Origin of the sequence: Brevundimonas vesicularis, from assembly GCF_032067225.1 — a bacterium.
Classification (GTDB): Bacteria; Pseudomonadota; Alphaproteobacteria; order Caulobacterales; family Caulobacteraceae; genus Brevundimonas; species Brevundimonas vesicularis_F.
Genome location: NZ_DAMBJX010000004.1, coordinates 13,818 through 25,512, shown reverse-complemented (window position 1 = coordinate 25,512; position 11,695 = coordinate 13,818). Strand labels below are relative to the sequence as shown.

Here is an 11,695-nt window from a genome sequence, read left to right as displayed (position 1 = left end):
GGAGTTAGGATTCAGTTTCAATTAGATGCCTAGCGCTGGACACCAGCAAAAGGCCTATGACATTAAATACTAGACCAAAGGCAAGAGCGTAAGGGATGTCGTAGTATGTCTTTACAAACTCACCGAAAACCGCCGATCTCATCATCTCTACGGGATGAACGAAGGGCAATAATAGCAAGACCTGACGAAACCCATGGGGAAGCCAAGCAACCATCGTGAATACGCCCGACAAAGGGATCATCAGGTAACCGATCAGGCCAATGAGGCGCTCCATTACATCAAAACGCATAGCCAAGCCTGTCAATATAAGAGCAAATCCCGTCGAAATGAAGGCCAACAAAAACCAACCGAAATACAGCAAAAGATAATTACTGGGCAAGCTCACCTGTCCGATCGCCAACAGAGACACGTAAACAATAGCGTACGCCATTGTGGCCCCCGCGAGTTCCAACAGGATGCGAGCGCTGAATATGTGTAGAGGACCAATCTGGCGATGGTAGAGAAGGCCCATATTGCCCTGTAATGCGCCAGCGAGATATCCGATCAGGTGTCGAATCAGTATCAACGACATGTAGGCCGTCATGACGAACGGCGCGAGACGTATCCCATGTTCGTAAGCTGGCTTGGTGAAGCTCCAAAGCACCATGACGCCGAAACAAAAGGCAAGCGGCTCAGCGACAAGCCACGCAAATCCCAACCCTTCTCGGCCGAACCGCGTGATGATTTCTCTCATCACCAGAGAGAGGATGGTCCTTGCATGTCGTTTAATGGACGCAATCATAAAGCCGCCAAGATGGACCGGACATGGAGCCCGACCGAGCAGATCGTCCCACCTCTCGTTTGCGCGCGATTAGCCGACGACGTCAAGCCCAGCCCATCATCGAGCAACCTTGGCATATAGGTCCCGGAGACGCTGCTGATAGGCGTCAGGGCTGAAACGCTTGGCTTGCGCTTTACCCAGCCCCTCGAAACTGGCGCGTAGATCGGCATCATAATCCAGAGCCTGAATTCCCTTTGCGATCGCTCGAGTGTCATAAGGATCGACGATCAGCGCCGCCTCGCCCGCCACTTCAGGCAATGCGCCGCCAGTTGATGTGAGCACCGCTGTCGAAAGCGCCATTGATTCCAGGACAGGCAACCCAAATCCTTCATACAGAGACGGAAAGAGGGTTGCCTTTGCACCACGGATCAAACTGACCAGCATGGAAAACGGCATATACTCATACTGCCGTATCCGATCAGCGTTTGGTCCGCCGTCACGCTTCACTTGAGCCAAGAGGGCGGTTTCGCCCTCATCAAGCCACGCACGGCCTCCGATTATCACCAGCGGAGACTTGCTACCCGACGCGAGATAGGACTCAACGATCCGGCCGAGGTTCTTCTTTGGTTCAATAGCCCCAAAGTGGAGAAAATAGCCCTTCCACTCCAGACGAAAAACGCCCTCAAGTTCCAGCTCGATCTCGGATTGGGGGCGCTCAGAAAGTACTGATGGAATACTGACAGCTTGGTAGGTGTTGGTTACTCGGCGCTCGTCCACCCCCAAAAGGCGTATGACATCTTGCCTTGTGGTCTCGGATACAACCGCGATGTGATCCGCACGGCGCACAATATCAGCACACAGATTCATGAAGCTGGCCTTATCGTCCAGCGTCGTGTGAGGCAGACGCAGCGGGATCAGGTCGTGAATGGTGTAGACATTCGCCATGCCCTTGGCCTGGAGTGGCAAGGCCGCCGTCCAGTGCATGATGTCGGGTGCATGGGTAGATTCAGACGAAGGGAACGATACGGGTGTAAAGCGACCATAAGCCTGGAAGGCGCGGTTCGCGAGCGTGTAGAGATCCTGAGCCGCCCAAAACTTGTCAGCCGCCGGCATGCCGCCAGAGCGCGAAGGCCAAATCACCTCCCCCGACGGAATGATCGCAAATGGTGATCGACCGATCGGCGAGGTCAGCGTTCTTTTCCATCGCCGATACTTTTGTTTGCGACTTAGCCTTTGCGGCGCACGTTCGGCATCGACGAGCATCGCTTCGTTAAGAACGTTCTGAGATTTCTGCGCACCGGGCGGGCCGTAAAGAACCTCAGTGCCGTATCCGATAGCCCGCACATTCTCCAGCAGGTTACGACCATAGGTGGCGATGCCGGATCCTTTGGCGAGCGCCAAGTTGAAGCCGTCGATGCAAATCGATGTCATGGTCACCGGAAGAACGTCAAAAAGGTCATGGACGATGACAGACGCGCGTCGTCAACCCCTTCTACAGATTCAGCAGCGCCGGATCGCCGCCTTGAGCCGCGATGTTCACGCTGATCGCCTTCTCGGCGGCGTAGCGGATCAGGCTGTTGGGGCCGCCGGCCTTGGGCCCGGTACCTGACAGACCTTCGCCGCCAAAGGGCTGCACGCCGACCACCGCGCCTGTGATCGAGCGGTTGACATAGACGTTGCCGGCAGGGACCAAGTCGACGACTTCGGCGGCGAAGGCTTCGATGCGGCTGTGGACGCCCAGGGTCAGGCCGTAGCCGCGCGCGGCCAGCTTGCCGGCGACCGACTTCAGGTCGGACTGGGCGTAGCGGTAGATGTGCAGGATGGGGCCGAAGACCTCGCGTTCGAGGAAGTCGGGCGTCGGGATTTCAGCGATGGTGGGGGCGAACAGGTCGCCCTTTTCGGCGCCCATCGGCAGGGCGGCGCGGGCGATGATCTTCGCTTCCTTCGATAGGCGCTCGACGTGGGCCTCGAGGGCCCGACGGGATTCGGGATCGATAACGGGGCCGATGTCGGTCTTGGGATCGGCGGGGTCAGCGACGGTCTGCACCGCCAGCGCGCCTTTCAGGCCTTCGATCAGGGCGTCGGCCGAATCTTTGGGCACATAGAGGACGCGAAGGGCCGAACAGCGCTGACCGGCAGAGCCGAAGGCCGACTGAATCACGTCGTCGATGACCTGTTCCTTCAGCGCCGTCGTATCGATGAACATGCCGTTCAGGCCGCCGGTCTCGGCGATGAAGGGAATGATGGCGCCGGGCCGGGCGGCGATGGAGCGGTTGATGGCGGCGGCCGTGTCGGTGCCGCCGGTGAAGGCGACGCCGTCGATGCCCAGATGGGTGACCAGGGCCGCGCCGACCGTCTCGCCACGCCCTGGGACCAGGGCCAACAGGTCAGGGTTCAGGCCGGCCTTGTAATACAGGCGCACGGCCTCAGCGGCGATCAGCGGCGTCTGTTCGGCAGGCTTGGCCAGAACCGCGTTGCCGGCGGCCAGCGCCGCGGCGATCTGGCCGGTGAAGATGGCCAGGGGGAAGTTCCAGGGCGAGATGCAGGCGAAGACGCCCCGTCCGTGCAGCAACAGCTGGTTGGTCTCGCCGGTCGGGCCCTTCAGCGTCTCGGGGGCGGTGAAGTCGCGCTCGGCCAGCAGGGCGTAATAGCGGCAGAAGTCGGCGGCCTCGCGCACCTCGGCGACGCCGTCATTCAGGGTCTTGCCCGCCTCGCGGCTGAGCAGGGCGACCAACCGGTCCAGATTGGCCTCCAGTGCATCGGCCATGGCGCGCAGGACGATGGCGCGTTTGGCGCCGCCCTGGCGGTCCCATTTGACCTGAGCCTCGGCGGCGGCCTGGACGGCGGCGTCGATGTCACCCGCCTCAGCTTCCGAGACGTGGCCCAGCACCTGCGAGCGGTCGAACGGATTGGTCACGGCCTGGGCATCGACGCCGGCGCGCAGCTTGCCGCCGATGATCGGGCCGCTGGTCAACTTCTCGCGGTCGATCAGTTCCAGCGCCTTGGCGTGGGCTTCACGGTCGGCGGCCTGGGAATAATCGCGGCCGAGGGAGTTCTGACGATCGCCGTACATGTCTTTCGGAACCGGAATCTTGGAGTGACGGTCGGGCGCCTGCTCGACCAGGGAAATGGGATCGGTCGCGACGGCCGAGGCGGGTACGCGCTCGTCCAGCAGGGCGTGGACGAAGGAGGAGTTGGCGCCGTTTTCAAGCAGGCGCCGCACCAGATAGGGCAGCAGTTCCTCGTGTCCGCCGACAGGGGCATAGGCGCGGACAATGACGGTTTCGTCGGCCCATGCCTCCTGAGCGGCGTCATAAAGCGCCTCGCCCATGCCGTGCAGCCGCTGGTGCTCGACCGTCACGCCGTGATCACGCGCAATACGCCGCACGGCCGCCAGCGTATGGGCGTTGTGACTGGCGAACTGGGAATAGATGGCCGGCGCGGCCTCGATCATGGCCTTGGCGCAGACCAGATAGTTCAGGTCGGTCGCCGCCTTGGTCGTATAGACGGGATAGTCGGCGCGGCCGAACACCTGGGCGCGCTTGATCTCGGTGTCCCAATAGGCGCCCTTGACCAGGCGCACCATCAGACGACGGCCCGAGCGGCGGGCAAGGTCGGCGACGCGTTCGATCGTCTCCAGACCGCGCTTCTGATAGGCCTGAACCGCCAGACCGAGGCCCGTCCAGCCGCTCAGCGACGGCTCGTGCGCCAGTCGGTCCAGCAGCTTGAGCGACAGGGTCAGACGGTCCGCCTCCTCGGCGTCCATCGTATAGTTGATGTCGTATTTGGCCGCGATCTGAGCCAGGCGCAGGATGCGGGGATAAAGGGTCGCCCAGACGTCATCCTCATGCGTCGCCTCATAGCGGGGCGACAGGGCCGACAGTTTCACCGAGACGCCGTGGCCGTGCTCCGGTCCCTGGCCCTTCGACGTCTTGCCGACCGCCTCCATGGCGTCGGCGTAGATTTTCTCGTAGCGGTCTGCGTCGGCCATGGTCCGGGCGCCCTCGCCCAGCATGTCGAAGCTACACAGCCAGCCTTCCTTATTCGACCGTTTGAGCGCGCTCTGGATCGTGCGGCCGACGACGAACTGCTCGCCCATGATCTTGACGGCGGTGGCCACCGCCTGGCGGATGACCGGCTCGCCCAATCGGCCGGCGATCCGCTTCAGGAAGCCGGGCAGGTCGCTGCGCGCCTCGTCATCCACATCGACCAGCTTGCCGGTCAGCATCAGACCCCAGGTCGAGGCGTTGACGAAGAGGCTGTCGGACTGACCCAGGTGGGCGGCCCAGTCTGCCGAGCCGATCTTCTCGGCGATCAAGCGATCGCGGGTGTCCTCGTCCGGAACGCGCAGCAGGGCTTCGGCCAGACACATCAGGGCCAGACCTTCGCGGGTCCCAAGCGAGAATTGCTGAAGGAAGCTTTCGACGACCCCCTGTTTTTTCTGGCTGCGGCGGGCGTGTTCGACCAGGGCCGTCGCCTCAGCGACCACATCCCGTTCGGTCGAATCCAGGGGCATGCGCGCCAGATTTGCGGCGACGGCCTCACGCTCGTTGCGGAACTTGTGCGTATCCAGACCGTCCCAAGCGGCCAGGCTCGAAGGCATAAAGGTGGGAGCGGTCATCGGCGACAAATCCTGTGGATTTCAGCCGTATATGCCGGAGTTCATTGAAGGTGCTTCGTATGATACAAACCCAAGCCGAAGATCGTTCGGCTTACGTCTCGGATTTCCGATGATCGATATTGATGCCGTCGATCGCCGCATCCTGCGCGTGCTTCAGACCGACGCCCGCATTTCCAACGCCGAACTGGCGCGGCGCTGCAACCTGTCGCCCGCCGCCTGTTTCGAACGGGTCAAACGGCTGCGCGAAAAGAAGATCATCACCGGCTACGCCGCCATGATCGACCCGGCTCAGGTCGGCCGGGACCTGCTGATCTTCGTCGAGGTCCTGCTGGACCGCACCACCGGCGACGTCTTCGAAGCCTTCGCCGCCGCCGTCCGCAGCCAGCCGGAGGTGCTGGAATGCCACATGGTCGCCGGCGGCTTCGACTATCTGATCAAGGCTCGGGTCGGCGACATGGACGCCTACCGCGCCTTCCTGGGCGACGTTCTGGTGCGGATGCCGGGCGTCCGCGAAACCCGCACCTATGCGGTGCTGGAAGAAGTCAAATCGACGACGGTGCTGCCGCTTTAGGCGCTGCTTTACAGATCGTCAGGGGGCGATGGGCTCGGTTCGTTCCACCGACAAATCGGCAATAGAGGTGACGCTGAGTTCGGTCTGACCTAAGAGAGGAACTCGTCCTCCAGATCACAGCGTTGATAAATGGCCACTATCTATCCCGTCATCATGTGCGGCGGTTCCGGAACGCGACTGTGGCCCGCATCGAGGCCCTCGCTGCCAAAGCAATTCATACCGCTGGCTGGCAATCGATCCTTGTTCCAAGAGACCGTAGCTCGCGTGGCTGCGCTTGGTCAAAACGGCGGTGAGTTGGTTGTGGTCGGGGGGCTGACCCACAAGCGCGCCATTCTGGATCAGCTTGAGGAAATCGGCGTCAGCGCCGTCATTCTGCTGGAGCCCGAGGGGAGAGATTCTTCGGCGGCCATGGCTGCCGCTGCCGAATGGACGGCGCAGCGCGCGCCCGAAGCTATCAATCTCTTTGTGGCCTCAGACCATCACATTCCAGACGCCGACGCGTTCCGACAGTCGGTGGGCAAAGCCGCATCTGCGGCCGCTCAGGGACGCATTGTCACTCTGGGTGTCGTCCCGACCGAACCCTCATCCGCCTACGGATACATCGCGCCATCAGGACCCGACCTCTCCGCCGTGTCCGCTTTCGTCGAAAAGCCCGATCAGGCGACCGCGCGTCGCTATATTTCGGAGGGTTACCTCTGGAACAGCGGCAACTTCATCGTCCGCGCCGACGTGCTGTGTCAGGAAATCGCCGAACGGGCGCCTGCGGTAAGCGAAGCCGTTCGCAGCGCGGTGGCTAGCGCCGAGATCGATGGTTCATGCTTGACCTTAGGGGCCGGGTTCAAAGCAGCACCCAAAATCTCAATCGACTACGCCGTCATGGAGAAGACGACGCGCGCCTCCGTTCTGCCGGTCCGCTTCGAGTGGTCCGACTTGGGCGCCTGGGATTCGGTCCATGCATCCGGCGAAGGCGATGTGGGGCTTCACATCCTTGAGGACTCCGAGGGCTGCCTGGTTCGAGCATGCGACGGCGTAATGGTGGCTGCGATCGGCCTGCGCGATGTCGGAATCATCGTGGAACGTGATGCGGTTCTGGTGACGGATTTGAAAAAGAGTCAGGAAGTCAAAAAGGTTGTGGAAAGACTGCGTAAGCTGTCACCGCAACATCTCGACTTCCCGGCGCCCGAACCTGTGGAATCGCTAGAAGCCAGCACGGCGCGTTTTGCAGCGTGGCTTAGGCAGTCCGCATTGCCGATCTGGTCCACGCTGGGCCAGGCCGAGAACGGAGCCTTCGAAGAGGTTCTGGGGCTGGACGGTCGCCAAATCTCTGCCTCGCGACGCGCGCGCGTTCAGGCGCGCCAGTTGCAGGTCTACGCGGAAGCCGGCCGTCAAGGCTGGCGCGGCCCTTGGAAAGCGGTCGTCGAGAGCGGTCTGAGTCAGCTTAGAACCGCCTATCTGCGGCCTGATGGGCAGATGCGGACTGTTCTGACGGCGGACGGATCGCCGTTGGACGAAACGGCGATGATCTATGATCAGGCCTTTTTGATTTTCGCCTTGGCCAGCATTTCCAGCGCGACGGCGCAGCCCGCACTTGAGGTCGAGGCATCGGCGGTTCGCGATCTGTTGCTGCGGCAGGTAGACGCCCACGGCGGCCTGCAGGAATCCGGCAGCCACCCCTATCAGTCCAACGCCCACATGCATTTACTCGAGGCCGCCCTCGCTTGGGAGGAGAACGGCGGAGGCCGCGAATGGAGTGCGCTTGCCGATCAGATTGTGCATCTGGCCCGCACGCGGTTCATCGACGCAGACACCGGCAGTCTGCGTGAATTCTTTGACGCGCAGTGGTCGCCGGCCGCTGGCGAAGACGGGCGTTTGGTCGAACCCGGCCATCAGTTCGAGTGGGCCTGGCTCTTGGCGCGCTATGGCCGCAGCCGGAACGACGCGGGCGTTCTTGCCGACGCGTGGCGCCTGTACGAGTCGGGACTGAAGGGCGTGGACGCCAAACGAGGCGTTGCGATGGATGCCTTGAACATCGACGGCAGCGTGCGCAGTCCGCGCTCTCGTCTGTGGCCTCAGACGGAGTGGCTGAAGGCGTCGTTAATTTTGGAGACGCTCAGTGACGACGTCAGACGTGCACAATGTCTCGAGCAGGCCGCACGCGCACAGCGGGCTGTATGGCGGTATCTGACGCCGCAAGGCCTGTGGCATGACAAGATGTTGGAGAACGGCAGTTTCATCGACGAACCGGCGCCGGCAAGTTCGTTCTACCATATCATGGCCGCCTACACTCAGGTGAAGGAGACCTTCGGGACGATCGCCGCTCAGAAGACCGCTTCCTTCAATCTGTTTTGACGAGACGATCGGCAATCTCCTTCACGGCCTGACGGGCTATCGCAAGTCCGTCTCGCCTTCGTCATGCGAACCGTCTAGAAGTTCGCCCCTCACTCAACGGCTCAGGGTCCGCCCGCCTCAATGCGCATCGTTCTGGCCACCGACGCCTGGGAACCTCAGGTCAACGGCGTCGTCCGCACCCTGACGCGCACGGTCGCGGAATGCCGCGGCATGGGCCATGAGGTCGAGGTCATCGAACCCAGTCTGTTCAAGACCATCCCCTGCCCCACCTATCCGGAGATCCGGCTGGCGCTGGGAGCAGAAGAAGAAATTCGCGAGATGCTGCGCGCCTTCGAACCCGAGGCCGTCCATATCGCCACCGAAGGTCCCATCGGCATCGCCACCAGGCGCATCTGCGTGGAGTGGAAGCTGCCGTTTACGACCAGCTATCACACCAAGTTCCCGGAATACGTCTCGGCCCGTTTCCCGATCCCGGTTCAGGTCGGCTATGCCTATATGAAATGGTTCCACAAGCCGTCGGGACGGCTGATGGTGGCGACGCCGACCCTGCGCGACGAACTGGTCGAGCATGGTTTCAAGAACGTCTCGCCGTGGTCGCGGGGCGTGGACACGGATGTATTCAGTCCCGACCTGGAGCGCATCTACGATGAGCTCGGGGGCAAGGACTGGCCGCGGCCCTTCTTCCTGAACGTCGGCCGTGTGGCGGTCGAGAAGAACATCGAGGCCTTCCTTCAACTGGACCTGCCCGGCACCAAGATTGTCGTCGGCGATGGCCCGGCCCGCGCAGAGCTCGAAGAGAAATATCCGGATGCCAAATTCCTCGGGGCCAAATTCGGCGACGACTTGGCCCGCTGTTTCCGCGACGCCGATGTCTTCGTCTTCCCCAGCTGGACCGACACCTTCGGTCTGGTGATTCTGGAAGCCATGGCCGCCGGCACACCGGTCGCGGCCTATCCGGCCCACGGCCCGATCGACATCATTCCGGGATCGAACGCCGGCGCAATCGACAAGGACCTCAAGACCGCCTGCCTGCAGTGCCTCGATCTCGATCGCAAGGCTGTGCGCGCCTATGCGGAAAAGTTCAGCTGGCGCGCCTCGGCCGAACAGTTCGTCGAGAACCTGCAACCTTATCCCGAACCCGAGCGCGGTCGCTTTTGGCGTCGTCTGCGGCGCATCGCCCGCATTCGCAAACGCGCCGCCGCCTGATCGATCGGCCCGTCGAGCCGCCCCAAGGACAAGCCATGATGAAACCCCGTCAGGACCTGAAGCCGAACACGGCTGCTTACGAAACTCAGGCCTTGGTCAAGCCGACCGGTTTTCGCGAATATGATGCGCGCTGGATCCTGGAAAAAGAGATCAACCTTCTCGGCATTCAGGCTCTGGGCCTTGGCTTGGCCACCTATGTCCATGAGATCGGCGTGGTGCCGAAGATCGTCACCGGCCATGACTTTCGTGGCTACAGCCTCAGCGTCAAACAGGCCCTGATCCTCGGGCTGCTGGAAGGCGGGATGGAGGTTCTGGACGTGGGTCTGGCCTTGTCGCCGATGGCCTATTTCGGTCAGTTCGAACTGAATGCGCCGTGCGTTGCAATGGTGACGGCCAGCCACAATGAGAACGGCTGGACTGGGGTGAAAATGGGGGCGAACAAGCCCCTGACCTTCGGCCCCGAGGAAATGGGCCGTCTGAAAGAGATCGTGCTGAACGGCCAGGGCGTGACCCGGCCGGGCGGCAAGCTGGTGCGGGTCGAAGACTTCCGCGAGACCTATGTCGCCGACGTCGCCTCCAAGGTTCAGATCAAGCGACCGCTGAAGGTCGTCTGCGCCTGCGGCAACGGCACAGCCGGCGCCTTCGCCCCCGACGCCCTGCGCCGGATGGGCGTCGAGGTGATCGAGATGGACACCGACCTCGACTACACCTTCCCCAAGTACAATCCGAACCCGGAAGATCACGCCATGCTGGTGCAGATGGCCCAGCGGGTTCGTGAGACGGGCGCCGATCTGGCCCTTGGCTTCGACGGCGATGGCGACCGTTGTGGCGTCGTAGACGACACGGGCGAGGAAATCTTCGCCGATAAGATCGGTCTGATGCTGGCGCGCGACCTGTCCAAGGTCTATCCGGACAGCACCTTCGTGGTCGATGTGAAATCGACCGGCCTCTACAAGACCGACGATATCCTGAAGGCGAACGGCGCCGAGGTCGTCTACTGGAAGACCGGCCACTCCTACATCAAGCGCAAGACCGCCGAACTGGGCGCCTTGGCTGGGTTCGAGAAGTCGGGCCACTTCTTCATGGCCGGCGATCTGGGCCACGGCTACGACGACGGCCTGGTCGCGGCCGGCGCGGTGCTGGCCATGCTGGATCGCAATCCGGACAAGAAACTCAGTGAACTGAAGACAGCCTTGCCGGACGCCTGGACCAGCCTGACCATGTCGCCCCATTGCGATGACGAGCTGAAATACGGCGTGCTGGAGCGGATCGTGAAAGAATATTCCGATCTGGCCGCAGCGGGCGGCGAAATCCTGGGCCGCAAGATCGTCGAGGCCATCACCGTCAACGGCGTCCGCGTGCACCTTGAAGACGGATCTTGGGTCCTGGTCCGCGCCTCGTCCAATAAGCCGGAATTGGTCGTGGTGGTCGAGAGCATGCGCTCCGAAGACGATATGCGCGATCTGTTCCGCAAGGAGATCAAACCGCGCCTGGCCGCCTATCCCGAAATCGGCGCCTTCAATCAGGAAATCTGACCGTCATGAGGTCGCGCTGTCGGCCTGATGAGGTCAGTCTGATAGTTTGCGGAAAGCAATCGCCATGACCGTTCCCGTTATTTTGAGACCAGACCGGCTCTCGGATTCGAGAGGTTGGTTCATGCAAACCTATTCGCGATCCGTTGCATTGGCGGCAGGGATTGCTGTCGATTTTGTGCAAGACAATCAATCTTTTTCGCGCAATCGAAACACGATCCGCGGACTGCATTACCAGTGCCATCCACACGCTCAAGCCAAACTGGTTCGTTGTTTGCGGGGATCCGTCATGGATTATGCGGTCGATATTCGACGCGGATCTCCGACCTACGGCAGATATGTTTCGGCCAAGCTGACGGCGGCAGGCGGCGAACAACTTTTCGTGCCCGTCGGGTTCGCGCACGCGTTCATCACGCTCGAATGTGACGTTGAAATCGCCTATAAGGTTTCTGAAATATATGCGCCCGAATGTGAGGGCGGGATTGTGTGGAATGACCCCGAAATCGGGATCGATTGGGGTGTCTCAGAACGCGATATGGTAATCTCGGAGAAAGACAAAAATCTCCCACAACTTCGCGATGTGGAAAGCCCTTTCGAGTACGATGGATATCCGCTCAAAGATCTCTCGTTGACTTGAATCCAACACCGACGGACCG

The 11,695-nt window shown here is 61.6% G+C and carries 8 protein-coding genes; 5 read left to right on the top strand and 3 right to left on the bottom strand.

Going from position 1 to position 11,695, the window contains the following annotated elements:
* Positions 1-4: 4 nt before the first annotated feature.
* The 3 genes from RT123_RS01680 to putA form a co-directional block, all read right to left on the bottom strand.
* Positions 5-736 (bottom strand): ABC transporter permease, encoded by a 732-nt coding sequence (locus RT123_RS01680; RefSeq protein ID WP_313007299.1) that lies wholly within the window; start codon positions 734-736, stop codon positions 5-7.
* Positions 737-877: 141 nt separating this feature from the next.
* Complete coding sequence (locus RT123_RS01675) at positions 878-2,191, bottom strand: glycosyltransferase family 1 protein (RefSeq protein WP_313007399.1); 1,314 nt, start codon at positions 2,189-2,191, stop codon at positions 878-880.
* A 61-nt stretch (positions 2,192-2,252) separates the two neighbouring features.
* Positions 2,253-5,381, bottom strand: a complete 3,129-nt coding sequence (gene putA, locus RT123_RS01670; protein ID WP_313007297.1) for a bifunctional proline dehydrogenase/L-glutamate gamma-semialdehyde dehydrogenase PutA — start codon at positions 5,379-5,381, stop codon at positions 2,253-2,255.
* Between the two features lie 109 nt (positions 5,382-5,490).
* On the opposite strand from putA, the gene RT123_RS01665 reads away from it, so the two are divergent.
* The 5 genes from RT123_RS01665 to rfbC all read left to right on the top strand — a co-directional run bounded on the left by RT123_RS01665 (position 5,491) and on the right by rfbC (position 11,676).
* Positions 5,491-5,952, top strand: coding sequence for an Lrp/AsnC ligand binding domain-containing protein (locus RT123_RS01665; RefSeq protein ID WP_039243792.1), 462 nt, complete (start codon positions 5,491-5,493; stop codon positions 5,950-5,952).
* Between the two features lie 129 nt (positions 5,953-6,081).
* The gene (locus tag RT123_RS01660; RefSeq protein ID WP_313007294.1) at positions 6,082-8,301 is read left to right on the top strand and encodes an AGE family epimerase/isomerase; all 2,220 of its coding nucleotides are present in this window, start codon (positions 6,082-6,084) and stop codon (positions 8,299-8,301) included.
* Between the two features lie 120 nt (positions 8,302-8,421).
* On the top strand, positions 8,422-9,507 hold the full coding sequence (locus RT123_RS01655; protein ID WP_313007293.1) for a glycosyltransferase family 1 protein: 1,086 nt from the start codon (positions 8,422-8,424) through the stop codon (positions 9,505-9,507).
* A gap of 35 nt (positions 9,508-9,542) precedes the next feature.
* On the top strand, positions 9,543-11,042 hold the full coding sequence (locus RT123_RS01650) for a phosphomannomutase/phosphoglucomutase (protein WP_313007291.1): 1,500 nt from the start codon (positions 9,543-9,545) through the stop codon (positions 11,040-11,042).
* A 64-nt stretch (positions 11,043-11,106) separates the two neighbouring features.
* Positions 11,107-11,676: a dTDP-4-dehydrorhamnose 3,5-epimerase gene (rfbC, locus tag RT123_RS01645; RefSeq protein WP_313007289.1), complete on the top strand. Its 570-nt coding sequence runs from the start codon at positions 11,107-11,109 to the stop codon at positions 11,674-11,676.
* Positions 11,677-11,695: the final 19 nt, after the last annotated feature.

What these genes read in the sequence shown, in the direction of transcription:
- RT123_RS01675 (WP_313007399.1), bottom strand. Translation starts at nt 2,191, where the DNA reads ATGACATCGATTTGCATCGACGGCTTCAACTTGGCGCTCGCCAAAGGA.
- putA (WP_313007297.1), bottom strand. Translation starts at nt 5,381, where the DNA reads ATGACCGCTCCCACCTTTATGCCTTCGAGCCTGGCCGCTTGGGACGGT.
- RT123_RS01665 (WP_039243792.1), top strand. Translation starts at nt 5,491, where the DNA reads ATGATCGATATTGATGCCGTCGATCGCCGCATCCTGCGCGTGCTTCAG.
- RT123_RS01660 (WP_313007294.1), top strand. Translation starts at nt 6,082, where the DNA reads ATGGCCACTATCTATCCCGTCATCATGTGCGGCGGTTCCGGAACGCGA.
- RT123_RS01655 (WP_313007293.1), top strand. Translation starts at nt 8,422, where the DNA reads ATGCGCATCGTTCTGGCCACCGACGCCTGGGAACCTCAGGTCAACGGC.
- RT123_RS01650 (WP_313007291.1), top strand. Translation starts at nt 9,543, where the DNA reads ATGATGAAACCCCGTCAGGACCTGAAGCCGAACACGGCTGCTTACGAA.
- rfbC (WP_313007289.1), top strand. Translation starts at nt 11,107, where the DNA reads ATGACCGTTCCCGTTATTTTGAGACCAGACCGGCTCTCGGATTCGAGA.